This is a genomic window from Acetobacter lovaniensis, from assembly GCF_014207635.1.
In the GTDB taxonomy this organism is placed as follows: domain Bacteria; phylum Pseudomonadota; class Alphaproteobacteria; order Acetobacterales; family Acetobacteraceae; genus Acetobacter; species Acetobacter lovaniensis.
In genome coordinates this window covers 450924-476958 of record NZ_JACHIE010000001.1, presented here as the reverse complement: position 1 = coordinate 476958, position 26035 = coordinate 450924, and the positions used below count along the sequence as shown (strand labels likewise).

General features: G+C 60.4%; 24 protein-coding genes and 1 tRNA gene. 11 read left to right on the top strand and 14 right to left on the bottom strand.

From position 1 onward, the window contains the following. The first annotated feature begins 156 nt into the window (after window positions 1–156). From HNR55_RS02195 to HNR55_RS02185, 3 genes are read left to right on the top strand one after another with little or no spacing between them, the layout of a single operon-like run. Window positions 157–1335 (top strand): cytochrome b, encoded by a 1179-nt coding sequence (locus tag HNR55_RS02195; protein ID WP_166110690.1) that lies wholly within the window; start codon window positions 157–159, stop codon window positions 1333–1335. After that, entirely contained in the window at window positions 1332–2093 is a 762-nt protein-coding gene (locus tag HNR55_RS02190) for a cytochrome c1 (RefSeq protein ID WP_166110687.1), read from the top strand. Before HNR55_RS02195 ends, HNR55_RS02190 begins: the two co-directional genes overlap by 4 nt. Next, window positions 2080–2967 (top strand): S-methyl-5'-thioadenosine phosphorylase, encoded by an 888-nt coding sequence (locus tag HNR55_RS02185; protein ID WP_166110684.1) that lies wholly within the window; start codon window positions 2080–2082, stop codon window positions 2965–2967. Before HNR55_RS02190 ends, HNR55_RS02185 begins: the two co-directional genes overlap by 14 nt. Window positions 2968–3131: 164 nt before the next feature. Here HNR55_RS02185 and HNR55_RS02180 read toward each other — a convergent pair whose 3' ends face one another. Both HNR55_RS02180 and HNR55_RS02175 read right to left on the bottom strand, forming a co-directional pair. Further along, window positions 3132–4613, bottom strand: coding sequence for a hypothetical protein (locus HNR55_RS02180; RefSeq protein ID WP_166110681.1), 1482 nt, complete (start codon window positions 4611–4613; stop codon window positions 3132–3134). A 468-nt stretch (window positions 4614–5081) separates the two neighbouring features. Then, a tRNA-Tyr gene (locus HNR55_RS02175) sits at window positions 5082–5167 on the bottom strand. 214 nt (window positions 5168–5381) lie between these two features. Between HNR55_RS02175 and panB the strand changes: the two genes are divergently transcribed. After that, on the top strand, window positions 5382–6200 hold the full coding sequence (panB, locus tag HNR55_RS02170; protein WP_166110678.1) for a 3-methyl-2-oxobutanoate hydroxymethyltransferase: 819 nt from the start codon (window positions 5382–5384) through the stop codon (window positions 6198–6200). 121 nt (window positions 6201–6321) lie between these two features. On the opposite strand, the gene HNR55_RS02165 is transcribed toward panB, so the two are convergent. Then, window positions 6322–7413: an NADH:flavin oxidoreductase/NADH oxidase gene (locus tag HNR55_RS02165; protein WP_166110675.1), complete on the bottom strand. Its 1092-nt coding sequence runs from the start codon at window positions 7411–7413 to the stop codon at window positions 6322–6324. A gap of 98 nt (window positions 7414–7511) precedes the next feature. On the opposite strand from HNR55_RS02165, the gene HNR55_RS02160 reads away from it, so the two are divergent. Further along, window positions 7512–7832 carry an ArsR/SmtB family transcription factor gene (locus HNR55_RS02160; protein WP_166110672.1) on the top strand — a complete coding sequence of 107 codons (321 nt, stop codon included), beginning with the start codon at window positions 7512–7514 and terminating at the stop codon, window positions 7830–7832. Here HNR55_RS02160 and HNR55_RS02155 read toward each other — a convergent pair. The 5 genes from HNR55_RS02155 to argH all read right to left on the bottom strand — a co-directional run bounded on the left by HNR55_RS02155 (window position 7829) and on the right by argH (window position 14883). Further along, window positions 7829–8812 (bottom strand): zinc-dependent alcohol dehydrogenase family protein, encoded by a 984-nt coding sequence (locus HNR55_RS02155; protein ID WP_165925071.1) that lies wholly within the window; start codon window positions 8810–8812, stop codon window positions 7829–7831. The two genes, HNR55_RS02160 and HNR55_RS02155, sit on opposite strands and share 4 nt — an antisense overlap. 212 nt (window positions 8813–9024) lie before the next feature. After that, on the bottom strand, window positions 9025–11826 hold the full coding sequence (locus HNR55_RS02150; protein ID WP_166110669.1) for a DUF4175 domain-containing protein: 2802 nt from the start codon (window positions 11824–11826) through the stop codon (window positions 9025–9027). Between the two features lie 3 nt (window positions 11827–11829). Then, entirely contained in the window at window positions 11830–13173 is a 1344-nt protein-coding gene (lysA, locus tag HNR55_RS02145; protein ID WP_166110666.1) for a diaminopimelate decarboxylase, read from the bottom strand. 116 nt (window positions 13174–13289) lie between these two features. Continuing rightward, window positions 13290–13430: a hypothetical protein gene (locus tag HNR55_RS02140; protein ID WP_166110664.1), complete on the bottom strand. Its 141-nt coding sequence runs from the start codon at window positions 13428–13430 to the stop codon at window positions 13290–13292. Window positions 13431–13434: 4 nt separating this feature from the next. Further along, a complete protein-coding gene (argH, locus tag HNR55_RS02135) occupies window positions 13435–14883 on the bottom strand; it encodes an argininosuccinate lyase (protein ID WP_166110661.1) in 1449 nt (482 codons plus the stop codon). Window positions 14884–15128: 245 nt separating this feature from the next. Between argH and HNR55_RS02130 the strand changes: the two genes are divergently transcribed. The 6 genes from HNR55_RS02130 (at window position 15129) to HNR55_RS02105 (ending at window position 19030) form a co-directional block, all read left to right on the top strand. Beyond that, entirely contained in the window at window positions 15129–15437 is a 309-nt protein-coding gene (locus tag HNR55_RS02130) for a hypothetical protein (protein WP_166110658.1), read from the top strand. Window positions 15438–15520: 83 nt separating this feature from the next. Continuing rightward, a complete protein-coding gene (locus tag HNR55_RS02125) occupies window positions 15521–16291 on the top strand; it encodes an N-formylglutamate amidohydrolase (protein WP_166110655.1) in 771 nt (256 codons plus the stop codon). Further along, complete coding sequence (locus tag HNR55_RS02120; RefSeq protein ID WP_166110652.1) at window positions 16288–17157, top strand: shikimate dehydrogenase; 870 nt, start codon at window positions 16288–16290, stop codon at window positions 17155–17157. The genes HNR55_RS02125 and HNR55_RS02120 overlap by 4 nt, the downstream gene beginning before the upstream one ends. A gap of 38 nt (window positions 17158–17195) precedes the next feature. Beyond that, window positions 17196–17783 carry a dephospho-CoA kinase gene (coaE, locus tag HNR55_RS02115; RefSeq protein ID WP_166110649.1) on the top strand — a complete coding sequence of 196 codons (588 nt, stop codon included), beginning with the start codon at window positions 17196–17198 and terminating at the stop codon, window positions 17781–17783. Further along, complete coding sequence (gene dnaQ / locus HNR55_RS02110) at window positions 17780–18454, top strand: DNA polymerase III subunit epsilon (protein WP_166110646.1); 675 nt, start codon at window positions 17780–17782, stop codon at window positions 18452–18454. The genes coaE and dnaQ overlap by 4 nt, the downstream gene beginning before the upstream one ends. An 87-nt stretch (window positions 18455–18541) precedes the next feature. Continuing rightward, complete coding sequence (locus tag HNR55_RS02105) at window positions 18542–19030, top strand: hypothetical protein (protein ID WP_166110643.1); 489 nt, start codon at window positions 18542–18544, stop codon at window positions 19028–19030. A gap of 15 nt (window positions 19031–19045) precedes the next feature. On the opposite strand, the gene HNR55_RS02100 is transcribed toward HNR55_RS02105, so the two are convergent. From HNR55_RS02100 to purM, 6 genes are all read right to left on the bottom strand, one after another. Continuing rightward, on the bottom strand, window positions 19046–20173 hold the full coding sequence (locus HNR55_RS02100; protein WP_166110640.1) for a glycosyltransferase family 4 protein: 1128 nt from the start codon (window positions 20171–20173) through the stop codon (window positions 19046–19048). An 8-nt stretch (window positions 20174–20181) separates the two neighbouring features. Next, entirely contained in the window at window positions 20182–22047 is a 1866-nt protein-coding gene (locus HNR55_RS02095) for a heparinase II/III family protein (protein WP_166110637.1), read from the bottom strand. Window positions 22048–22148: 101 nt separating this feature from the next. Beyond that, on the bottom strand, window positions 22149–22811 hold the full coding sequence (rpe, locus tag HNR55_RS02090; RefSeq protein WP_166110634.1) for a ribulose-phosphate 3-epimerase: 663 nt from the start codon (window positions 22809–22811) through the stop codon (window positions 22149–22151). Window positions 22812–22905: 94 nt separating this feature from the next. After that, the gene (locus HNR55_RS02085) at window positions 22906–24228 is read right to left on the bottom strand and encodes an RsmB/NOP family class I SAM-dependent RNA methyltransferase (RefSeq protein ID WP_166110631.1); all 1323 of its coding nucleotides are present in this window, start codon (window positions 24226–24228) and stop codon (window positions 22906–22908) included. 40 nt (window positions 24229–24268) lie between these two features. Next, complete coding sequence (purN, locus tag HNR55_RS02080) at window positions 24269–24892, bottom strand: phosphoribosylglycinamide formyltransferase (protein ID WP_166110628.1); 624 nt, start codon at window positions 24890–24892, stop codon at window positions 24269–24271. After that, on the bottom strand, window positions 24889–25971 hold the full coding sequence (gene purM / locus HNR55_RS02075; protein ID WP_166110624.1) for a phosphoribosylformylglycinamidine cyclo-ligase: 1083 nt from the start codon (window positions 25969–25971) through the stop codon (window positions 24889–24891). Before purM ends, purN begins: the two co-directional genes overlap by 4 nt. Window positions 25972–26035: the final 64 nt, after the last annotated feature.

Below are 26035 nucleotides of genomic sequence, written 5' to 3'. Positions count from 1 at the left end.
TTCCATACTGGTCTGCTGCCCGGCCAGCAGAGAATCGGCTCAGGGCATTTTTTCAAGGGGTGCGCCTTAGGGCCGGTCATTGCAAGATTATCCGGTTCATCGTTAAACGGGAACCGGAGTGCGCCCGAGTGTGGTGGATCATGGGGGAGAAGTGCAATGGCTGGCAAACCAGTCTGCCAGAACGGGCAGGGCGCGGAGCCTGCAAGGCAGGGCCGGTTGGGTGCGTGGGCCAGAGCCTATGGCCGCCTGCCACTCCCTGCGGACCTGAACTGGCTGTGGACCATAGGGGCCATCCTATGCGCCATACTGGTCCTTATGCTGCTTACCGGGCTTACCCTCACGCTGGTCTATACGCCCGATGCGGGGCTGGCCTTTGGCTCGGTTGAAAGCATTGAGCGCCGCATGCCCGCAGGTTGGCTGCTACGCGGCATGCACATGACCGGCGCGTCTTTTTTCATGCTGGCCCTGTATGTGCACCTGCTGCGGGGGCTGTACTACCGCTCTTACCTGCCGCCACGCCGTGGAGTGTGGCTGAGCGGGTGCGCCCTGCTGGTCATGGTTATGGTTACGGCCTTTGCCGGGTATGTGCTGCCCTGGGGGCAGATGTCCTATTGGGGGGCGGATGTCGCGGGTAAGGCCGTGGGGGCGTTCCCACTTGCTGGCGGGTGGCTGGAGGGTGTTTTTCTGGGCGGGGACGCCCCCGGTACACCCACCCTGCACCGCATGTTTGCCCTGCATTTCGGGCTGGCGTTCCTGATCGTGGGGGTGGTGGTTGGGCATATTGCCCATGTGCATGCGCGGGGGAGTTCCAGCCCATCTGCCCGCCCGGCCGGGGCAACAGGGGTTTTGCCTTTTCACCCCTATTTCACGGTGCGGGATATGCTGGCCATTGTGCTGGTTGCACTCGCCTTTGTCGGGGTGCTGTGCTTCTGGCCGGAGTTGATCGTCGAACCTGCGAATTACCGCCCGGCCAATCCGCTACACACCCCGGCTGATATTGAGCCGGAATGGTATTTTCTGCCTTTTTACGGAATGATGCAGGCTGTGCCGTTCAAGCTGGGGGGGCTGCTGCTCTCTGGCGGAGCGGTGGCTGTCCTGTTTGCAGTTCCCTGGCTGGACCGTGCAATGGATGTCCCTCACAGCGCCCCCGTGGTGGTGCGGCTGGGGCTTACGGGCCTGCCTGTCTGCTCTGCCGTGGCAGTGGCCTGCGCAGGCCTGCACCACATGCAGGGGGTGTGGATGCTGGTGGCCCGGCTGGGTATGGTAGGGTATTACGCCTATTTTCTGCTCTATCTGCCCCTTGCTGGCCGTTTGTGGCGGGGGGGTAGGGTATGATGGTCCGGCGGTGTGTGGCTATTGGGGCTGGTCTGCTGTGGGCGTGGAGTGCGCTGGCGCAACCTGCGCGCGGGCCTGCTCCAGCCGTGCGGCAGCACTGGTCTTTTACAGGTGCTCTGGGGCATTTTGACCTGACTGCGGTCCAGCGTGGTTACGCGGTTTTTGTTGGGTCCTGCGCCTCCTGCCACAGCCTGTCACAGCTTCATTTTTCCGATTTTGAGGGGATGGGCCTGCAACCTGCGGAGGTGGCCGCACTGGCGGCTACCTGGCAGGTACCCAACGGGCTGGATGCGGAAGGGCGGCTCAGGCACCGCGCCGCCCGCCCGGATGATGCCCTGCCATCCCCCTATTCCGGGCCGGAAGCGGCTCTGGCGGCTAATCAGGGGGTGGTGCCGCCCGATCTTTCCCGCATTCTTCAGGTTTATCCCGGTGGGCCGGACAGGCTGTATGGCCTGCTGGTTGGGTACGGTCCGCAGCCTGTGCGCCAGATCGGGCATGGTTTTTCCAACCCCTATGCCATTGGCCACTTTACGGCCATGCCTCCCCCGTTGCATGGCAACGAGGTCAAATACGCAGATGGCACAGTGCCCGATGTGCAGGCCGAAGCACGGGACGTAACAACCTTCCTTGCCTGGGTTTCTGCCCCTCATCTGGACCAGCGCCGCAGGTTGGGTGTGGGAGCGGGGCTGTATCTGTGCTTTCTTGCCGTGCTGTTTGCGATTTTAAACCGGAGACTCTGGTCTGATGTCAGAAAATGAAGTTGTAGAACCCGTTATCGGTCTGGTTGGCGGGTCTGGCCTGTATGATATTGATGGTCTGGAAGACAAGGAATGGCGCACGGTGGAAACCCCGTGGGGCATGCCTTCCGACCAGCTTTTATTCGGGCGGCTGGATGGCGTAAAATGCGTGTTTCTGCCCCGCCATGGCCGTGGCCATCCTATTCCGCCCTCACGCCTGAACTACAAGGCCAATATTGCAGCGCTTAAAATGTCTGGCGTGACCGATATTGTTTCCCTCTCTGCGGTAGGCTCGCTCAAGGAAGAACTGCCGCCGGGCCGGTTCGTGATTATCGACCAGTTTATTGACCGTACGATTGCGCGGGACAAAAGCTTTTTTGATACGGGGTGTGTTGCCCATATTTCCATGGCGGACCCGCTGTGTAACCGCGTGGGCGATGTGCTCAAGGCCGAAGCCGACAGGCTGGGTATCGAGGCTACGCGCAAGGGGACGTATCTGGTTATGGAAGGCCCGCAGTTTTCCACCCGTGCGGAGAGCGAACTTTACCGTACATGGGGCTGCTCGGTTATTGGCATGACCAACATGCCAGAAGCCAGCCTGGCCCGTGAGGCGGAAATCTGCTACGCCACCGTCGCCATGGTGACCGATTATGACTGCTGGCACACCGAACATGATAACGTGACGGTGGACAGTGTTGTTAAAACCATGCAGGCCAACTCCGCCAAGGCCAAGGCGCTGGTCAAGGCGGTTATTCCCGCACTGGGTGGTAAAAAGCGTGGTCTGTGCAGCGCAGGCTGTGACCGTGCACTGGAATATGCGCTGATTACAGCCCCCGATGCGCGTGACCCTGAACTGCTGGACAAGCTCAAAAGCATTGCTGGCCGTGTGATCTGAAACACAAAGCACGTAACAGCCTGCGGCGTTGAGGCGTAGGCTGTAAAAAAACAGGCAGGCCGGTTGGCCTGCCTGTTTTGTTTGTTGCCTGTGATGGCCTTAGTGTTTGGCTGTGGTACGTGTAATGGCCGGAATATGCCAGCCAAGGTAGTGCGGAGATGTTGTCAGTTTTGTGCAGGTGGTGCCGTATAGCCGAAGGTTGCGCGAAGGTCATCGCATGTTGCCTGTGATGCTACCCAGACCTCTGATGGCCAGAACATCTGCCCACCAAAAAAATACTTGATATTCTGATGGCTTTGTAAAGAAAGGCAGTAAATATATTTCTGTTTTAGAATTGCTTCTAAAGTGGGAACGGGCAGATTATTCGGCATAAAAACAGCCTCAATATGTTTTTCTGTAATGGGGGTCCAGATTTTTGGATCCAGATAATCTGCTCTTGCATTTGAGGGGGTAAAGCAAATTCCGTACCATGCCTGACAGATATTTTGTATGGGGGATTTAACTGTTTTTCCTGCAAGGTAATCAATAATTGGCCATGTTGTGGTCCATACATCCCCTTTGATGTGATGTACCATTTTTACCAGTTCGATCTGATCCGTCTCATTCCGTGCAGGTTTCAGGTTGTGGCGCATGTCCCGCGCTTCCAGAATTGAGATGGAAAGGAGAATGCCAAGATTTATGGCAAGACCGGACATTAAAGTATTAATGTGTAAGCTGCGCAGAGCCTCTCGCAGGAGTATCGCCATGACAATGGCAGAAATCTCCATGAAAATAACAAAATCTGCTATCCAGCCACCAAATTTTCCGCCTGAAACAAAAGCAAAGCCAAATGCTGCACCATATGTCAGGATGAGGGGAGCAATGTCACGCAGTGTTCTGTTGTTGGGCAAATGTTTTCGATAAAGCAGCAGGAACGGAGCGAGAAGGGAAATAACAACATCGCCGGTATATTGCGCAACAAGCACAACGCTCTGGCTCAGATAATAGGGGTCTGTGCGGGGAATGGTAAAAGCCCAGTGCCAGTATGCTGGTCCGTATACCCACTGTAACAGGGCAACAGAAAGGACAATGGAGCCAAGAGCTATGGCGAATGAAATCAGATATTTACGCTCGTAAAACGCCATAACCAGCGGAATGCCGATTAAAAGTAGTCCGGTTTGTTTGACGAGAAAACACACGCAGATTGAGAGCCCGACGAGAATAAACTTTAAAAATCCGCTATCTTTCAGGCTGCACGTGAAGAGTACAAAAATGATGCTCAGCATGAATATAGCATCAGGTCGGGATAGGTCGATCCAAGCATACATTGGATACAATGCGAGGAAGAGCAGAGACCAGAGCAGACCAACCCAGTTCAGGCCGAGCATCCGGCGGATTGAAGCTTCAACCAGCACAGCCGACAGTAAAAAGGGCGGCACAAAAGATAGAATGCGTAAGAGGGAGAGATTGGCAATCCATGCTTCGGGGAAGGCCCGCAAATACAGGTAATAAAGTGGATTGTATATTGAGCTGGTTTGATAAAGTGCGGCCGGGGAATGAGTGTATTGGTAAAGAGGATATTGTTCACGCAATAAACCGCTGAAGTAGAAGGTTGTTGCTTCTGAGTGTTCCAGAATCCCATTAAATGCCAGTCGGCGGATAAGCACAGGTAATGCAAAAGCCAGTGCGTAAACAGCAATACCAAACAGGGTAGTCCAAACAGCCCATTGTATTGTTCTGGTTGGGACATGCTTCTTTGTCTGTGTAAAAATGGGACCGGTTCCTCATATGGGACTACATACAAATTCTGCGTTCTTATAAAAGAAAATCTTAATATTTTCAAAATATTGATGGGGAAAATCACAAATTAATCAGGTGTTTTGTGATTTTCAGGTATGTTTTTGTGTGCCTCAAACCTGCAAAATGTAAGGCCTGTTTGGCTGGGCGATGCGTGGCAGAACTGCTGGCTCTGGTATGGCCTGATTGCCTCAAAAAGCAAGACAATAATCCTGAGGCTCGGGGGGATGCGGTATGGAATACAGGTAGGTTTTTAAGTCGTAAAATCACGCATAAAGACCAAGCGTGCAGTTATAGAAACACTGCAAAAGCACAGAGATTTTAAATTTCTGGGAAAATGGTGGAGGGGGTTGGATTCGAACCAACGTAGGCGTACGCCAGCGGATTTACAGTCCGCCCCCTTTAGCCACTCGGGCACCCCTCCGACTTGTTGAGCACTCACCTAAAGCCTGTTCCCGGGGTTGTCAATGGCTTTGGGGAACTATTCTTTGCCTATGGTGGGTTAAGGGGCTTTATGCGGTTTTATGGCGGTGGAAATTGGCAAAAGATTTATAGCCATTTGGGCTGGACATATGCCGGGGTTCGGGGAAAAGCTGCATCCGGTTCCGGGTATCCAAGTGTGACGGGGAGTAGAGGTCTTGAGCAAACACCAAACAGTGCGGCGGCATACGCCTCGTTCTCTGGCGGCGCTGGATACGCCCGTAGTCGCCCTGACCGCCTACACAACACCCATGGCCCGCCTGCTGGACCCGCATTGCGACCTGCTTCTGGTAGGGGATTCGCTGGGTATGGTGGTGTACGGCATGGAGTCCACACTGGCCGTAAGCGTGGATATGATGGTCGCCCATGGTCAGGCTGTGGTGCGTGGTAGCCAGAAGGCCTGCGTAGCCGTGGATATGCCTTTTGGCAGTTATCAGGAAAGCCCGCAGCAGGCGTTCCGCGTTGCGGCGGATATTATGGCCAGAACCGGGGCAGGTTGCGTCAAACTTGAAGGCGGGCAGGAAATGGCCCCGGCCATAGAGTTTCTGGTCCAGCGGGGGATTCCGGTTATCGGGCATATCGGGCTTAAGCCGCAGGCCGTGCATGCGCATGGTGGGTTTCGTACCGTCGGGCGTGGGAGCGAGGCCGAACAGGTTATGGCCGATGCGCTGGCGGTGGAAAAAGCCGGAGCCTTTGCCGTGGTGATCGAGAGCACAATGGAACCGCTCTCGCGCGCCATAACCGAAGCTCTGGGGATTCTGACCATTGGTATCGGCGCATCGCCCCAGTGCGATGGGCAGATTCTGGTTGCGGAAGACATGCTGGGCCTGTTCCCTGACTTTACCCCACGTTTTGTGCGTAAATTTGCTAATCTGGGGCAGGAAGTGGACCGCGCTGTGGCTGATTACGCCCATGCCGTGCGTACGCGCACATTCCCCGGTCCGGCGGAATGCGTGGGCATGCCCAAAGCGGACTAAGGCCACTTCGATCAGTTTGTGAGGGAGGGATGTGCGGGTAAACTGCGCACATCCTGTGCAGGCAGCACGCGGTACCCCCGCACAGGTCTGGCCTGTGCGGGGTATACGGCCAGTAACCGCGTTACTGGTAGCGTGAGAGCCACCATGCGTAGGACGGCGGCAGAATGGTTTTTGCGTCCTTGGCGTGCAGAATACGCGCTGCCTCATGCGGCCAATGCGGGTTGGCCAGCAGCGGGCGGCCGATTGTGGCAACATCCACAACCTCGTTACGGATCAGGGCATCCGCCTGCCGGCCTTCGCTGATGTACCATGATGTGGTGACAGGCAAACCCGCCTCCTGCCGCACTTTATGGGCTATGGGGGTCATAAACCCAGGCCCCCACGGAATGGTGGCGTCAGGGGTGGAAAAGCCTATGCTGACATCAATAAAGTCCAGCCCATGCTCTTTCATCCTGCGCACGAGAGCAATGGAGTCCTCCAGTGTCTGCGCATCGTTGCCATCAAATTCAATCACGCCAAAACGGGCAGTCAGCGGGCGGTCTTCGGGCCAGACGGCGCGCACGGCTGCCAATGTTTCCAGCAGGAAGCGGCCCCGGTTTTCTGCCGGGCCACCATACTGGTCCGTGCGCGTGTTGGAATGCGTGGACCAGAAGCTCTGCGCCAGATAGCCATGGGCAAAATGCAGCATCAGCCATTCAAAACCCACGTCACGCGCACGTATTGCGGCTGCGACAAAGTCGTTTTTAACGCGTTCAATGTCCTCAAGGGTCATTTCATGCGGTGCGCGGGGCAGGTTGGCACCAAAGGCAATGGGGGAGGGACCAATAGGCTGCCAGCCGCGCGGGTCGGTGGCGGCAATATGGTCATCCCCTTCCCATGGCACGTTGGCGCTGGCCTTGCGCCCTGCATGGGCGATCTGGATACCCGGTGTCGCCCCGGTTTTGCGGATACTGGCAACAATGGGAGCATAGGCCTGTGCCTGTGCATCATTCCACAGGCCAAGGCAGTTGGGGGTAATCCGCCCTTCGGGAGAGACAGCAGTGGCCTCAAGCGTGACAAGCCCGGCCCCACCACGGGCGAGCGAGGCGTAATGCACGCTGTGCCAGTCATTAGGCATGCCGTCCTGCGCCTGATACTGGCACATGGGGCCGACAGCAATGCGGTTGCGTAATGTACTGCCTTTGAGGGTATAAGAGTCGAAAAGCGTTGGCATGAACCGTGCTCCTGCTACAAAGGGTATCATTACCCATTAGTTCGACTATAATCGAACTAATGGGTAAAGCAAGGGAAGAGGCAGGACAGGTAGTTGTCATGAAGCAGTATGACCATCCACTGGCGCAGGATATGCAGTTGTCCTGCCTGCTTTACGCCCTGTCCGACCCGTTCCGGCTGGCGGTGGTACGCAAGCTTGCGGCCTGTCAGCCCCAGCCCTGTGCCCCGTTGCAGGGTGGACGGCCAAAATCTTCCGTCTCCCATCACTTTGCGGTCCTGCGCAAGGCGGGGCTTGTCCGGACCGAAGTGGTGGGGGTTACCCACATGAACTCCCTGCGTGAGCAGGAGCTGGAAAGTCGTTTTCCCGGTCTGCTGGCGGCCATTCTGGCAGCGGCCAGCGTGGAGGACGTGCCCGCCTAGGGCACCAGCACGGCAGCACCGTCAAACCGGCCATGGCGCAAATCATCCAGCGCTTTGTTGGCGTCCTTGAGTGCGTAGGTCGTGGTGGTGGTGTGGATGCCAATTTTGGGCGCGAGGGAGAGAAACTCCAGCCCGTCCTCACGCGTCAGGTTGGCAACAGAGACAATATCGCGCTCTTCCCATAACGTGTCGTAGGAAAAAGCGGGGATTTCACTCATGTGAATCCCGGCGCACACTACACGTCCGCCTTTGCGCAGGGTTTTAAGGGCTGCGGGGACCAGAGCCCCATCAGGGGCAAAAATAATGGCTGCATCCAGTTGCTCGGGGGGGAGTGCGTCCGACCCACCAGCCCATTTTACGCCGAGCGAGCGGGCAAACTCCTGCGTTTTGGTGTCATTGGGGCGGGTAAAGGCATAAACCTCGCGCTTTTGCCATACCAGCACCTGCGCAATAATATGGGCTGCTGCCCCAAAGCCATACAGCCCAACTTTCTGGGCATTGCCCGTTTTGCCAAGGGAGCGCCACCCGATTAGCCCTGCGCAGAGCAGGGGGGCGAGGGAGACGTCCGAGCCTTCCTCCCCCATGGGGAATGCAAAATGTGCATCGGCCACGGCCATTGTGGCGTAGCCGCCATCGCGCGTGTAGCCGGTAAAAATGGGGTGGTCACACAGGTTTTCATGGTCTGTTGCGCAATAGGAGCAGTGCCCACAGGTATGGCCCAGCCACGGAATACCGACGCGCTGGCCAACCGTAAGGGAGGTTACGCCACTGCCCAGCAGGTCAACCCGGCCAATAATTTCGTGCCCTGGGGTTACGGGCAGTTTGGGGTGGGTTAAGTCTCCATCCACCACATGCAGGTCGGTCCGACACACACCGCAGGCCAGCACCTTGACCCGAATCTGGCCCGGACCGGGGGTGGGGTCGGGCAGTTCCTCCCATTGCAGCGGGGTGCGCGGGCTGTGCAGACGCATGGCGAACATGAAGGCTCTCCCTTATGGGGCAGCGGGCTTGCAACTGGCACCCTGTGCCCATCCGTTATGCCGCATTGTGGCGGTTCTTTTCCATTATGTGCAACGCGGCTTTTGGCGCGGATAGGCGGGGCCTGCGCATTGCGGGGTCCCTATGGGGGCATAACCAGCCGTTTGGCATTGGTGCGGGCGGCAGATATTGGTGCAGGGGGCCGCCCACTTGCTCAGAAAGGTTTGAGCAGACGGTCCAGATACTCAAGTTCCTGTTGCGGGCGGGTTCGGTCTGAATCGCGGCGGCGGAGTTCCTGCTCAATCTCACGCGCGCGCTGGCGGGCTACCGTGTCGGGAATATGGGTGCTGTCGTCCGTATTCTGGTCCGCCCCTTCGCCTTCCTTACGGCCTAAGGGGTCTTTGCCTGTTGTGTCTTCGTCGTCCCCACCTTCGCCCGCAGTATCGGAGGGCTGGCCATTCCCGCTTTCTCCCGCATTGCCTGAACCGGATGACCCATCGCCACTCCTCCCAAAGGAGGGCAAAAAGCTGGGCGTTGTGTTCTGGCCATTGCCCTTCATGCTGTCCTGCATCTGCTTGCGGCTCTGGCGCAGGGCTTCGAGTGCTTTTTCCTCAGCACTGGCGGCTGCGGCATCATCCCCATCAGCCAGCGCCTTGCGGGCCGTAGCCATGCTTTTGCGGGCCTGTTCAAATGCATCGGGGGTTTTGCCGGTTAGCTCCTTGAACTCATCTTTAAGCTCGCTCAATGCCTGTTCTAGCGCATGCTGGGTCGCACGTTCGGTGCGGCGTGCGCTGGCCTGCGCTTCGGCCTTGGCGGGGTCTGGCAGGCCAGAGGGGGGCGGGGCATTGCCAGATGAGGGCTGGGGCTGCGGGCCTGTGCTGCCTTCACCCATATTGGGTGGGGCGGAAAGCCCGAGCCTGCGCAGGAGTTCCGATGTCGGTAGGTTGGCGTATTCCGCAGCTTCTCCATCCCCATCATCCGCCAGATCGCGCTGTTGTTGGGAAAGGGCGCGCACATGCTCATCCAGCCGGGACTGGGCATGGTCCAGCAGGCTGGATTCCTTGGTTGCCAGGTCATGCAGGGCGGCGGCCTGCTCACGCGCTTTCTGCTGGGCCTGGAGCTGCTGGGCCAGAGCGGCAAGGTCCTGCGGTGTGGCATTGCGCATGCGCTCGGTTGCGTTTTCCATTTCCTGCAGGCGTTGCATGGCATCGCCCGAGCGGCCATTGGCGGCATCGGCGCGTAACTGCTTCATCAGCCGATCGAACGCTTTATTCCCCGCTGCGGAAAAACCGGGCAGGTCGGGGATGGCCGTATGGTTGCGCAGGGCGTTATCGGCCAGAGCCTGCATTTTACGGGCGATGGCGTCCTGTAGCGCCTTCAGGCTCTGTTCCAGCTCTTCCTGTGCCTGCTGGTCGTGGGTGCCATTGCGCTTCATGTCCGCCAGCTTCTGGGCGACATCGGCCTGTGCGGCCCGCACATCAATCGAGGCCTGAGCGCTGGCATTATCGCCCGTGCGCCGGTCTTCTATGTCCAGAGCCAGGTCCCATAGCAGGTTGGTGGCGCTGGTGCGGGCGGTCTGGGTGTCTATGTCGGCATTTTCCAGCAGGGCTACAATGCTGGTCAGGTTAAGGAACATGCCCGTATGCTCACGCACAGGGCCGGGTGCCTCACCCAGTGCTTCCAGATCCTGCGCCGTATCGTCACGTTTTTCCTGTTCCAGCGCAAAACGTCTGCGTACGTCCAGAATGGCGCGGGCAATGGGAGAGTGGAAAACCCTGCTCCCGAGTTTGAACGTGGCAGGTTCGCTCTGCCCCTGATGCCCGCTGGTGGCGGTTGCCACAATCTGCCCCGTCACATCCTGCCCCGCCCATGGGTCTTCCGACAGGTCTGGGACAATCACGTTTTTAACCGATTTGGGGTGGCCGGTTAAAGGCAGGGGAATGCTCAGTTCCCGCTTGGGGTTGGCCTCTCTGGCAGGGTGAGCGGCGTGTAGCACGACCTGCATGTCTGACAGGCCATAGGCGTGGCTGGCCGTGTAGGGCAGGCGGGTATGCCAGTCCCCCTTGCCGGGGGCTCCGGGGGATGGGCCCCAGGCAACCTGTGGGGCCAGGTCGGGCAGAATGGTCATGGACCAACTGGCAAGAGTGCGCCCCCGGCCGGTTAGCCTGAGCAGGCCGCTATGGGTCAGCGTGGCTTCCAGCTTCCAGCTATGGGGGTCCAGTTTCTGGCGTTTTGCGTCCTGTACCACCATGCCGTGTGTGCCTTGCAACACGGGGTGCGAGGCCATGCCGTTAACAATAACGGTAAGCCGGGCACCTTCCTGCATCTGGGGGGCAGGGCGGTTCGGGCTTAAAAAAACCGGAGCGTCCGGGGCATAGGCGGGGGGAGTAATCCACGCATCTATGTGGGGGAGAGGGACATCGGGGTCATCCCGGCCGGGAATGAAGGCGGCCAGAATACGCCCCGGAGCCGAGGACCCGGCAACCCCGCTGGCGACGGCAAGAGCCAGCACCAGCCCCGCAGCGGCAAGCTGGTGTGTGCGGTCTTTGGGTGCAAGGTCGGGCCAGCCAGCCCGCAACTGGCCAAGGGAGGCCAGAAGCCGCTGCCGGTGAGCCTGCCACAGGAGCGTATTGCTGGCGTGGGGGAGTGGGGCCGGGGTATCTGTCAGGCTGGCGAGGGGGCGGTTGCGCAGGCCGGATGCCTGCTCGATCCGGCGGTCAATGTCCTCCGGCGTGGTGGGGCGCAGGCGGCCCAGATCGGTATGGAGCCGCCAGCCACACAGGCTCAGCCAGCCTGCTACACTGACAAGGCGCAGGCCATCGGGCAGGTGCTGGGGCAGGCGGAGCAGGCCCGCCAGCGTGTAAACACCCAGCATGGCCATGGTCGGCTGGAGGGCGGGCCAGAGCTGCTCAATGTGCAAAACAAGGGCTGCATGGCGGCGCACATGGGCCAGACGGGCCGCCAGCGTGCCGTCCTGCGCGGTTGATGCGGTCAGATCCTGCTTCAGACCGCGCATGCGTCAGGCTTTTCCGTTCGGGGGAGCTGACATGGCTTCATCCTGCCACAGTTCTTCGAGTGTCTGCCGACGGCGTATCACTGTCCATTGACCGTTTTCTACCAGAACCTGCGCGGCCAGAGGGCGGCTGTTGTAGGTGGAACTCATGACTGCACCATAAGCGCCCGTGTCCAGAATGGCTATACGGGATGCACGGCCAAGAGGGGGCAGCAGGCGGTCGCGCGCAAACGTGTCACCACTTTCGCAGACCGGGCCAACAACATGCGTAGGTGCGACAGGCTGGCTGAAGGCCTGTGGCGCAAGGGGGACAAGGCCATGCCAAGCATCATACATGCTGGGGCGGACCATGTCGTTCATGGCGGCGTCAAGCACAAGGAACGGGCTGGGAAGCCCTTCCTCCTTGCGCAGGATAACGCTGCTCAGCAGCACACCTGCGGGACCAATGGGCCAGCGCCCCGGCTCTATGCTCAGCCGCAGGCCAAGCCCGCCCAGTTCGGCCCGGATGGCGCCTGCCAGAGCTTCCGGCTGGCCCTCCACCTCGTTGCGGTAGCTGATGCCAAGCCCACCACCGCAGTCTACGGCCTCCACGCTTAGGCCACTGGCACGCACGGTGCGCACCAGTTCGGCCACGCGGGCATAGGCTGCGTGGTATGGCGCGGTGGAGAGAATCTGGCTGCCAATATGCGTTGCAAACCCAACGGGTTTGATGCCCGGCAGGGTAAAGGCGTGGGCATACAAAGCCGCAGCGTTATCAAACGGAATGCCAAACTTGTTGGCGGCCAGCCCGGTGGTGATCTTGGCGTGGGTTTTGGCATCCACATCGGGGTTGATGCGCAGCGTGATGGTGGCCTGTTTGCCAAGGCGCGTTGCAATGGCCGAGATAATGGCCAGTTCTTCCGCACTTTCCACGTTAATCTGGCCAATGCCCAGACCAATGGCATAGTCCAGCTCCGCATCGCTCTTGCCTACGCCGGAAAAAACCACCCGCTGTGCCGCAATGCCCGCCTTTTGTGTGCGCGCAAGCTCGCCCCCGCTGACAATATCCGCCCCATACCCTTCCTGCCCGATAAGGGACAGGACAGAGAGGTGGTCATTCGCCTTGACCGCGTAATGGATGCTGACATCCAGCCCCGCATCGGCCATGGCCGTATGCATGCGGGCAAGGCGCTGGCGCAGCGTGCCAGCACCGAGCACCCAGCATGGGGTGCCAACAGCATCGGCTATGGCGTTCAGGGGCACGCCCTCAAACATCAGCCCACACAAGGGGTCTGTGCTCAGGTGCGGGTGGGTTGCCAGCAGTTCAGCCAGCGAGGGGTCTGCATCGGTATAGGCGGGTGAATCAGCCATGAAACGAACTGGGCCTTGGACAAAAAAGGGCGGAAGCATGGGTGAGCGCACTGCACGGCAGGCCAGACCCCGGGTGGTGCCGCACGGGGGCTGGCCTGTTACGGCATGGGCTGCGCTCAGTCCGGTGGATAGACGAGGGGGTAGGTAATCTTGTCGCGTGGACCCGGAGCCTGATTAGGCCCCTTTTTGCCACAGGCGGCCAGTGGCAGGCACAGGACGGTAGCCAGAAACAGGCCCATGAACAGGCGGGGGGTCATATGCTCAGCCTTTTGTGGGGATGGGGGTGCCTGCCAGAGCGTCCAGCCAGCGGGTGGCCTGCGCCATAACATTGGATGCAGCGGTTCCGCCAAGGCTTGTGCGCGAGGCTATGGAGGCATCAACGCTCAGGACAGAATAAATGTCCTGCGTAATGCCCGGCTCTTCGGCCTGCATTTCCGCCAGAGTGAGTTCTGCCAGACCAATGTTCTGGGCTTCTGCGCGGGCCACAAGGCGGCCTGTTACGTGGTGGGCGGTGCGGAACGGCACCTTGAGCACCCGTACCAGCCAGTCTGCAATATCGGTTGCGGTGGAATAGCCCGAGCCAGCCAGAGCGCGCATCTGCCGGGTGTTGGCGGTCATGTCGCGCACCATGCCATCGCATGCGGCAAGGCACAGGGCGGCGGCATCGGTTGCGGCAAAAACCGGTTCCTTGTCTTCCTGCATGTCCTTGGCATAGGCCAGCGGCAGACCTTTCATGACCGTCAGCAGCCCGATCAGGCTGCCGTTAATGCGGCCTGTTTTGGCGCGAACCAGCTCGGCTGCATCCGGGTTACGCTTTTGCGGCATGATGGAAGAGCCGGTTGTAAACGCGTCTGACAGCCGGATGAAGGAGAAGGGGGAGGAACACCAGATCACGATTTCCTCCGCCATGCGGGAGAGGTGCATGGCCAGAATGGACAGTGCAGACAGGTATTCCAGTGCAAAATCCCGATCCGAGACCGCATCGAGCGAATTGGCGGTCGGGCGGTCAAAATGCAGGAGTTCGGCCGTCATAGCCCGGTCAATGGGGAAGGACGTGCCTGCAAGGGCGGCCGAACCCAGTGGGCATTCGTTCAGGCGGCGGCGTGTGTCGGCCAGACGGCCCCGGTCGCGGGCCAGCATTTCCACGTAAGCCATAAGGTGGTGGCCAAAGGTGACCGGCTGTGCGGTTTGCAGGTGTGTAAAGCCGGGCATGGGGTCTGCCGCGTGTTCCTGTGCCCGCTGTGCCAGTGCGCGCATGAGCGAGGCCACCTGCTGGTCCAGCCCGTCTATGGCGTCACGCACCCACAGGCGGAAGTCGGTGGCTACCTGATCATTGCGGGAGCGGGCGGTGTGCAGGCGCTTGCCAGCTTCTCCCACCCGTTCAGACAGGCGGGCTTCGATATTCATGTGAATATCTTCCAGCGCTTCGGAAAAGGCGAAGTCGCCTGCGGCAATTTCCGCGCCAATTTCGGTCAGTCCCTTGCGGATTGCTGCCTCATCGTCCTTGGAGATGATGCCCACATGCGCAAGCATGGCCGCATGGGCCAGAGAGCCTGCAATATCCTGCTTCCACAAGGCTTTATCAAAGCTGATGGAGGCGTTGATGGCCTGCATGATGTCCGAAGGTCCACCCGCAAATCGTCCGCCCCACTGCACATTGGCATTGGCTGTGGTGGCTGTCTGGGCCGGGGGCTGGTTCTTCAAGGACATGGTTGGCTGACCTGTTCGTTTACATGTAGCGTGGAGCCGCAGCCATAATACCGGAGCAGGCTGAATGCAAAGCCCATCCTACCGGCGCATGCCCCACTGCGCAAACCGTCATCCGTGCGCCGGATTACGCCGGTGCTGCGGTGCTGGCAGGTTTTTTATGGGGCAGGCGGTATTTACAGGGCTGGCTGCATGCTTATTTCTCTGCTTATAAAGTGTGTAAATTACAAAGGGTTCAGGAAAAGACCATGGCTCACGAACTGACAACTTTTGGAGTGATCGACCCGGGTGCGAACGTGCTGCTCGAAGTGATCAAGGCGAAAAACCCGATTGCCGCCGTGCGTCGGCTGGAAGAAAAGATGCGTGGGCCGGACTATGTGGCTGCCCGCAGCTACAGTGAAGGTGGTGAAGAATCGCTGGACGGCACAGACCCCGCCTATCTGGTCTATGAACTGGATGGCAGTGGTCTGGATGCGGAAGGTCTGGGTGGTGAGGATGCAGGCCGCGTCCGGGCCGAGGCCGATCTGGCCGCCGTTATTGTCTCGTCCGCCCAGTAAGGCGTTTTTTTCGGGGGCGGGGAAACGGATGTCATGCGTCCGTCCCCGCTACCCGGCAAACTGGCACATGCCGGGCATGACTGATGACAGAAATATTGGCTGAGAGTTTTAAGGTTTACGGGCGGGATGACGGCGGGCCGTTTGTGCTGGTCAGTGACCACGCAGGGCAGGCCATTCCGCCCACGCTTGATGGTCTGGGCCTGAGCGCGGATGAGCGCGCCCGCCATATCGGGTGGGATATTGGTATAGACGGTGTTGGCCGCAGACTGGCCGATGCCCTGCCTGCGGTGCTGATCGAGCAGGTGTATTCCCGTCTGGTGATCGACTGCAACCGCGCACCGGGTCACCCTACATCCATTGTGACGCAGAGTGATGGCACGGTTGTTCCACGTAACCAGAGCCTGAGCATGCAGGACCGGGCATGGCGCGAACAGGCCATTCTGCACCCCTACCACCAGCGGATTACACAGGAGCTTGATGCCCGGCTGGCGCAAAAGCGCGCCGTGGTTGTGGTGGCCCTGCACAGCTTTACGCCGGTCATGCGCGAGGTAGCGCGGCCATGGCATGTGGGGCTGCTGCATAACCATGACTCCCGTCTGGCCCATATCATGATCGACCTGCTCCGGGCCGAAGGTCTGGTGGTGGGGGATAATGAACCCTACGCCCTGACCGATACATCGGACTACACAATCCCCCTGCATGGCGAGCAGCGCGCCCTGCCGCATATTGAAATTGAAATCCGTCAGGACCTGATTGCTCATCCAGAAGGTCAGGCGGAATGGGCCGCCCGGCTGGCCAGCCTGCTGCCGCAGGCCTGGCGGATTTTTTGCACAAGGTATGAACAGCGGCCATGACCACCTCCCCCATCACACCACCCCCGCAGATTATTACCGGCAAGGCCAGACTGGCCGGTGTTATGGGCTGGCCGGTTGAGCATTCCCGCTCGCCCGCGCTGCATAACTACTGGCTGCGGCGCTATGGGGTCGATGGTGCCTATGTGCCCCTGCCCACGGCTCCGGAGGATTTTGTGGCGGCAGTACTCGGGTTGCAGGCTGCGGGCTTCAAAGGGGTTAATGTTACCATTCCGCACAAGGAGGCGGCCTATAAGCTGGCCGATGTGCTGGATGCCTCGGCCCGGCGGGCAGGTGCTGTCAACACGCTTGTCTTCCGTGAGGATGGGAAAATCCTTGGCCTTTCCACCGATGGTAGCGGGTTTGTCGCCAGTCTGGAGGCCAGCAGTCTGCCACCCCGCCCGCAGACCCGCGCCCTGCTGCTTGGGGCCGGTGGAGCCGCGCGCTCCGTAGCCGCGGCTTTGCAGGACAGGGGCATCAGGGTTGCCATAACCAACCGCACGCAGGAGCGCGCAGCAACGCTGGCCGCGGCATTGCCCGGTACGGATGTGCTGGCTTGGTCCGAGTGGGAGCAGCGGCTGGGGGAGTTCGCCCTGCTGGTCAACACCACCTCGCTGGGCATGGCCGGGGGGCCGGACCCGTTGTTCTGCCCTTCTCTGGCGCAGGCGGCAGAGGATCTGGTGGTGGCGGATATTGTGTATGCTCCGCTGGTGACGCCCCTGCTTGCGGCGGCAACCCGGCAGGGTTTGCGCACGGTGGGGGGGCTGGGCATGCTGCTCCATCAGGCACGGTTTGGTTTTAAGGAATGGTTTGGCGTGGACCCGCAAGTGGACGATGCAACGCAGGACCATGTTCTGAACAGCCTTTGAGCGTGATCTGCTCCTTCTGACCAAGGCAGGGTTTAGGCATGAAAATACTGGGCCTGACCGGAGGCATGGGTATGGGCAAAAGCACGGTTGCCAGCATGCTGCGCCGTGCCGGGGTGGCGGTGTTTGATGCAGATGCCATTGTTCATGCCCTTCAGGCTCCGGGGGGGGCTGCCTTGCCCCGCATTGCGCAACTGGTGCCGCAGGCTGTCACGGCCGGGCGGCTGGACCGGCCGGTGCTCCGGCAGGCCGTGCTGGCGCACCCGGCATTGCTGAAAAAACTGGAAGCCATTATGCACCCTCTGGTGCGCCGGGCCCGCACCGGGTTTTTGCGCCGCTCCCGCCTGCAGGGGGCCACCTGCGTGGTTCTGGATATTCCACTGTTGTTTGAAACCGGGGCAGACCGGCTCTGTAGCCGGGTGGCGGTGGTGTCTGCCCCCCCATGGGTGCAGCGCAGGCGCGTGGCCCACCGCCGCAACATGCCTCCCCCGCAGGCCCGGAGGCTTATCGCCTGCCAGATGCGGGATGCCCGCAGGGTGCAAAAAGCGGATACCGTTATCCGCACAGGGCTGTCCATGAAGGAAACAGAGCGGCAGGTCCGCCGCTTTATCAGGAGTTTGAGGGCATGAAGCGATCCATCCTGTTTGATACGGAAACAACAGGACTGGACCCCGCGACCGGGGACCGGGTGATTGAAATTGCAGCCCTGGAGCTGGTGGGGGACCTGCCCACAGGCAATAGTTACCACACCCTGCTGGACCCCGAGCGCGATGTGCCTGAAGAGGCCAGCCGTGTTCACGGCTTTACCCGCGCGGACCTGGAGGGAAAGCCGAAGTTTGCCGAGGTCGTGGACGATTTTCTGGCCTTTGTGGGGGATGATGCCCTTATTGCGCATAATGCCCGCTTTGACTTTGGCTTTTTAAACGCCGAACTCAAGCGTGCAGGCCGCAAACTGCTGGATATGGGCCGTATGGTGGACACGCTGGATATGGCGCGCGAGCGTTTTCCCGGCATGCCCAACAGTCTGGACGCATTGTGCCGCCGTTTTGGCGTGGACCTGTCCGCCCGTACAACCCACAATGCGCTGCTGGACTGCAAGCTGCTGGCTGAAGTGTATGTGGAGCTTATGGGTGGTCGCCAGCACGGTCTGGGGCTGGTGGCTGATGGTGAGCAGGCCCCCGCCGTGGTGTATGCTGGTCCGACAGCGCGCAGGGTGGTTAAAATCTGCCCTACGGCTGCTGAACTGGCCGCGCACACAGCGTTTGTGGAAAAGCTTAAAGACCCGGTCTGGAACACATAAACCGCTCAGCCATGCCTGCAATAAAGCTATGCAGCGGCAGAACCCTATGCCATGTTTTGGTGGTCCGGAACACAAGGAGCATTATTGATGCGCTCAGCATCCCGTCGTTTTCTTGCGGCGCTGGCACTGTCCGGCGCATGGGTCTTGCCCGCAGGAGCAGAGCCCGTTCTCGGCCCTGTCATGGCGGAGGTTACCTTTAAAACCCGCTCGGCTGATCTGGGTGTGGGCTACACCTGGGGCACTGGTGTGCTGACTTATGGCGGGCATGACTACCCGTTTGAAGTCAGCGGGGCTTCGGCCGCTGCAATCGGTTTTTCCTCCGGCAACAGCGTGGGCAAGGTGTATAACCTGCAACGGCTGGAAGATTTTGCAGGAACATACTGGTCACTTTCAGGCGAGACAACGATCGGCAAGGGTGTTGCCGGGCATCTGATGGAAAATGATTCAGGCGTGCGCATCCGGCTGGATGAAATCCGCACAGGTGGGCGGCTGGCGGCTTCTCCCTCCCGTCTGACCATCCGCTTTCTGCCTGCTGCCAAAACGACCGGAACAGACAGCCCTGCCAAAAAAAACTGAGCAGGGAACTCACTTTCAGCCCGCCCGATTGTTCGCCTGCGTGAGCAGGCTTAAGGTTCTGCCTATAACCCTACGTTCTTCATAACGTGTCAGAGCCAGTTTGCGCCCGGCTTCCCCCATGCTCTGGCGCAGGGCGGGCTGGCTCACCAACTGGCGCAGAGCCTGTGCCAGCGGGGCAACGCGGCGGGGGGGCACCAGAATGCCCGTCTGCCCATCCACAACCTGCTCACGCGGACCGGGAACATGGGTGGCCACAACGGGCAGGCCGGTCAGCATGGCTTCGATAATGGACATGGGCAGCCCTTCGCTGTAGCTGGGAAGGGTAAAAATATCCGCAGCCGCCAGAAGTGCCGGAATATCTGCGCGGTAGCCAAGCCGCTTTAACCTTGGCCCTAGCTCCCTACTGCTTTGCTCCAGCGCCTTATCCAGCGTTGGGCCGTGGTCGCTTGCCAGCCGTTCCCCCACAATCCACAGATGAGCATCCGGTACGTCACGCATGGCGGCCAGAAGTTCGAGGTACCCCTTGGCGTAAACAAGGCGGGAGACAATAATGATCACAACAGCCTGTGGCGGGGTGCCCAGAGCTGCGCGGACCTGCTGGCGTGCCTGCGCATCAGGGTGAAAAGCGCGGCTATCCCGCCCATTGCCGATGACCTGCGGATTGGGGTGGATGCGCAGGCGCATGGCATCCGCCGCCTGCTCCTGCGATACGGTCAGGTAAATATCGGTTATGGCGCCACACCCCCGTTCCAGCACTTTTGCCAGCAGGCGTTTGGAGCGGGAGCCGGGCTGGTTGAACAGAAAGCCGTGGCAGGTATATGCAATGCACGGAACGCCACAAAGTCTGGCGGCAACCCGGGCCAGAAGACCGCTAATGGGCATGTGGGCATGCACCATATCCGGTTTTTCGCGCTGTATCAGCCGGATAAGCGCCCATAAGGCGCGCAGTTGCGCAAAAGGGGAAAAGGAGCGTGCCAGAGGTGGGGTTTCAATACGAAAACCTTCCGCCCGTGGCCCGTCAAGCAGGGCGCCATCTGCGCAGACCCCCACAACATCATGCCCCTCCGCCCGCAATGCGCGCATGAGCGGGAGCAGGAACTGGACAAGCGAAAAATCAACATTCGTGACTTCGAGTATTTTCACGGTCGGGATTATTCGCTGATCAGTGTCAGTGCCCAGTGGATCGGCTTGGGCGGGGGCTGCCCTATCATGGAGCGGAGGAGTGCCGGATGGCCGGTGGCGGCGGGTTTGGGTTCCGGCGTGGTGGCAGGGGGCGGTTCTACGCGTTCTTCGGCGTATGAAGTGCCCGAAAGAAGTGTGTCCTGTTCCGCCGTGCTGGCTGGGACATCGGGGGTGGGATCTGCTGGCGGTGGTTGTTCCTGCTCTGTTTCCTGTAAGGTAGCCTGCAGTGCGGGGTCGGTATCCCCTTCCGTATTGTTCGGCTGGGGGACGGGCGTGGCTGCGTCCTCATCCTGTGGTGGTGCAGGTGGGGTCAGGACAAGCTGGAGCGTTTTTATCCTGCGGCCCTGACCCAGATACACACTTTCCTCTACCTGCACCTGTCCATCGGACTGGAAGAGCCAGCTTTCTTCCTCACTGTGCAGCAGGTAGCCGTTTTCGGTTGGCTCTACCATAATATCAGGGTGCAGGTGGAAGCGTACGCAAGGTGCGCGGGCCAGCGTTGCCCCTTCCAGCTTTTCCTCTCCACGCAGGGTTCGTCCGTCCTTGCCCAGATAAAGCTGGCGGTGGTACAGGCCTCCCCCCTGACTTTCGTATCCGTTATGGGTCATGTCCAGCCAGTGTGCGCCGTCCTGTGTCGCGTGGGTGCGACTGACCTGTGGTGGCCTGCTGGTGGTACCGTTGGCCTCAAAGGTCATGGGGGACATGCCCGCCAGCTCCAGAACGGAGTGGGCCGCAGGGTAGCGCAGGGCTTCTGCCCATCCTTTTTGTCTGCTGGCCCCGCAATTAACGATCAGCCGCTGTTTGCCGGATGAAAATTCAAACGAAAGCATGCCCGCATGGGCTGTATGGTCAAATCCGGCCGGGGCAGGGGCTGCGGCATCCGCTATGAGCAGTGCGCGGCCACTGCTCAGGCGGGCAAATCCACTTTCGGGCAACCCGGCGGCGACAATACGGGAGCGGGATACGCGGTTCAGTACAAGCTCCACCAACTGGGAGTCACGTTCCGTACTGCCGTTAAACAGGGCCAGCCCGCCATCGGCATGACGCAGGGCGCGCAGGGCGGGAGCGGTGCGGTTGGCGGCATCCACCAGTGTTGTTGGTAGCGGCAGGCGCGCAACCTGAAGAATGTAGAGCATCTCCGCCAGTTCCTTGACCGTCAGGAACAGGTCTTCAGGGCTGCGGGTGATATGTCCGCCATCGGGCAGGATCTGGCTTGTTATGACCTCGTCAATCAGACGCAGGTAGCCGGTCAGGAACTCCGGATAATCGGGAATGGACACCGCAACCGCCAGCAACCCCTTGAGCGCGCAAAGAGCCTGCCAGCCATAAGCGGCATCGGGCATGAGCACTATGATGGAGCGGGCCTCCATCATCAGGGAGGCCATCAGGTGCTGGCGAAAAACATCATCGGCGGAGGCGGCAAAAAACTCATAACAGCCCAGCCATGCACTCAGCCGTGCCCCGGTTATGGAGGGGTCCATAACCGCGCGTTCGGCCGCGGGCAGGCGTACCCAGTGCGCAACAAGCGTGCGCGCCTTGATCCGCGCGGATTCAGCCCCCAGTTCACGCAGATCCTGTAACCAGCCAAAACCCTGTAGCCATCGGCGGTAAGAGGCTGGCCATGCCGGGTCGTCCCATATGCCAGACTGGAGCGAGCGGGGCACACCATCAAACTCGGTCCTGTTTCGGACCAGTTTCTCCCCTACCGTTGCATTGCCCGGCCACAGGTCCCGCAGTACCACGGCGGGGGCAGCGGGAACACGCGCAAAACCGCCAAGCGGGTTGCGCATGGCATAGGCAAGGCGGGGGGCACGGGTCCAGCGGCGTAGGGGCATCAGGTGAATGTAACTCCAGAGCTGGGGTATTGAGGGCGCTACCCTAATGGAACTTTATGACAGCATTTGGTGCATTCGCACCCTCATCACCATGCGATAGATCAAGCCTTGCGGAGGGAGGTAATGGCCGCGGCATAGTCGGGTTTGCCGTACACGGCGCTTCCGGCGATCAGCACATCCGCGCCAGCCTGTATGGCCAGTGGAGCCGTTGTGGCATCTATTCCTCCATCAACCGCCAGACGGATATCGCGTCCGCTGCGTGTAATCATCTCCCGCAAAGCCGCAATTTTGGGTAACTGGCTGGGCAGGAACTTCTGGCCTCCAAAACCGGGGTTAACGGTCATGACCAGAATAACGTCCACAAGGTCCATCACTTCGGCAATGGCGGCGGCCGGGGTGGCGGGGCACAGCACAATACCGGGCTTTGCCCCGAGCTGGCGAATAAGCTGGAGCGAACGGTGCGTGTGTGGCCCGGCTTCTATGTGTATCAGAATCTGGTCGGCCCCGGCCTGAGCAAAGGCTTCCAGGTAGGGGTCAACGGGTGCGATCATCAGATGAACGTCAAAGGGCAGGGTGCTACGTGGCCGCAATGCCTTGATAACGGCTGGCCCAAACGAAATATTGGGCACAAAATGACCATCCATCACATCCAGATGGATCCAGTCCGCCCCGGCATGTGCCACGGCTTCTACTTCTTCTCCCAGCCGTGCAAAATCCGCAGCCAGAATACTAGGGGCGATCAGGGGGAATGGTGCAGCACTCATTCCTTGCTTATCCGCAATAGCAGCCGCCTGTGCAACTATAGAAAAACGGTTTGTGCACTTTTACACGGCAACTGCCTGTATAAGGGGCAGTTGCTCAGGCGGGTCGGGTAAAGCGGGCGGCAAAAAAGCCGTCCATTCCGCCTTCATCCAGCCACATGCCCGGATGGGTGCGCAGCCAGCCCTCCGGCGTTAAAGCCTGCGGCAGAAACGGGAGTTCCTCTGGCGTAAAGGGCATGGGTACAAGCCCCATGGCCTGTGCCGCACGTGCACGGTCTGGCCCTTCCTCCTGCTGCAAGGAGCATACGGCGTAAACAAGCCTGCCGCCGGGTTTGAGCATATCCCTTGCCGCCGCCAGAAGCTTGTCCTGCGTGGCGGTCAGGGTGGTCAGGTCACGAGGGCGTTTGACCCACAGCACATCAGGGTGGCGGCGGGCCGTGCCAGTAGCCGAGCAGGGGGCATCCAGCAGAATGGCGTCCAGCGGGGCATCGGGCTGCCACGTAGCGGCATCGGCCTGCAACGTGCGGACATCCAGACCAAGGCGCGCCATGTTTTCCTTCAGGCGCACCAGACGGGCCGGGTTGTTTTCCACTGCTGTCACCGTTGCTCCTGTTACGGCCAACTGGGCGGTTTTGCCCCCCGGAGCTGCGCACAGGTCGGCCACCTGCTCGTGGGGCTGTACGTTCAGCAGGCGGGCGGGCAGGGTTGCGGCTGCATCCTGCACCCAGAATGCCCCTTCTTCATACCCGGGCAGTTCGGCAACCCTTGTGCCCGCGGGCAGGCGGATGGACCCGTTGGGGAGGGTTATGCCTCCCTCTGGTGCCTGTGCGCCGGGGCGCAGGGTAATGTCCAGCGGGGCTTCGTGGCTGATGCCCTGAGCAATGGCGCGTGGCACACCTTTGCCCAGTCCGGTCCATGAGGTCCACAACCATGAAGGAATATCCAGACGGGGCTGGTCCAGCCCATCCAGCACGCTGGGGCCAGTTGTGGCTACGCGGCGCAGTACGGCATTGGCCAGCCCTGCAAACGGTGCCAGCTTGCGCCTGCGCAGCAGGGATACGGTGGTACCAACCGCAGCATGGGGTGGTGTTTCCAGAAACAGCAACTGTGCGCAACCCATCATCAGGGCAACACGTACCGGCTCGGGCGGTTCTTTTTTTAAAAAGGGCTCCAGCACCGTGCGTAATGTGCCCATGTGGCGCAGGGTTGTGGCCGCCAGACGGTGGGCGGCAGCCCGGTCGCGCGCTTCTGCCTGATGTGCGGCCGCCGAGCGGGAGAGGCTGTTCTCCAGCATGCGGCGGTGTTCCACAACGCCGCACAGAATATCAAACGCCACATCCCGCGTAGGGTCGGGCTGTGGGGCGGCGGGGCGGACCCGGCCGCGCGGTTTGGAAGAGGAAGAGCGCGCTGGTGTGGTCATGGGGGCAAAAAACCGTTCGGTAAGCAGGGGAGGTAGTGGCTTATGCCACCACAAGCGCGGCGCCGTTGGGCGCTGTTGCCGGGTTTTGCGTTAAAAAATGCCGCAAGGCCAGAGGATAAAGCCCGTGTTCCTGTTGCAGAACGCGTGCAGCCAGCAGGTCTGGCGTATCGCCCGGCAAAACGGGAACAGCAGCCTGACCCAGAATAGGCCCTTCATCCATTCCTTCGGTGACCAGATGCACCGTGCAGCCGTGCAGGCGCACACCGGCGGCCAGAGCGCGTTCATGCGTATGCAGGCCGGGGAAGGAGGGCAGAAGGCTGGGGTGAATGTTGAGCATCCGCCCGGCCCATGCCGTGGTCAGGTAAGGGGTGAGCAGGCGCATATACCCTGCAAGGCAGACGGCCTGCGCCCCGGAGTCTTCCAGTGCGGCGTGAATGGCGTGTTCGTGTGCGGCACGATCCTTGCCAAAGCTGCGGTGGTCTATGGCCAGTGTGGGCAGGCCCGCGGCACGTGCCATGTCCAGCCCCGGCGCATCGGGGTTGTTGCTCAGGACAAGGCAGATACGGGCGGGAAAGTCCGGGTCCTGCGCCGCAGTGATCAGGGCGGTGGCATTGCTGCCACGCCCACTGAGCAGAATGGCAACAGGTGTTTTGGCCGTGCTCATGCTGCCCGAAAATCCGGGGTTGCCTGCATTTTAAGGTCAGGCTTGGCGTCCGGGCTTTGTGCGGCGGCAATGGAGCCGATGCGGAAGGCGTCTTCACCCGCTTCGGCCAGCATGGCCAGCACCTTGTCCGGCTCAGGGGTGATCAGGACCATGCCAATCCCGCAGTTGAACACGCGCAGCATTTCCGCACTGTCCACATTGCCGGTGCGCGCCAGCCATTTGAAGACCGCAGGCATGGGCCATGCCTGATCAATAACCGCATCCAGCCCGTTGGGCAGCACACGCGGCAGGTTGCCCGGCAGGCCACCACCGGTAATGTGGGCGGCCCCATGCAGCAGGCCTGCTTTATGCAGGGCCAGTACGGGGCGTACGTACAGGCTTGTGGGTTCCAGAAAAGCCTCGCCCAGCGTGCGGCCCGGTGCAAAGGCTGCGGGGTCGGTCCATGTCAGGTGGGCGTCGGCCACAATGCGGCGCACGAGCGAAAAGCCGTTGGAATGCACACCGGAGGAGGGCAGGGCGATCAGCGTATCCCCTGCGGCAATGCCTGCGGGCAGCAGGGTGCTGCGTTCGGCGGCTCCAACGGAAAAACCGGCCAGATCGTAATGTCCATCGGCGTACATGCCGGGCATTTCCGCTGTTTCACCACCGACAAGGGCGCAGCCGGAGAGTTCGCATCCTTTGGCAATGCCACGCACGACCTTGGCGGCAGAGGCAACGGACAGGCGGCCTGTGGCAAAGTAGTCGAGAAAAAACAGCGGCTCCGCGCCCTGAACAATAAGGTCGTTCACGCACATGGCCACAAGGTCGATCCCCACGGTTTCGTGCAGGTCGTTATCTATGGCTACGGTCAGCTTGGTGCCAACGCCATCGGTGCAGGAAACCAGAACAGGGTCGGTAAAGCCTGCGGCCTTCAGGTCGAACAGAGCGCCAAAGCCGCCAAGTCCCCCCATGGTGCCGGGCCGGTCCGTGGCCTTGGCGGCAGGGCGAATGGCGTCAACAAGGGCTTCGCCTGCTTCAATGTCCACGCCGGAATCACGGTAGGTGAGGCCGGAGGAAGGGGTGCTAGGAGAAGACGTCATGGGTGCGCTCTTGGTCCGAATGAGAGTAAGGTCGATACCGGGAACCAAAGTCATTCAGGATTCC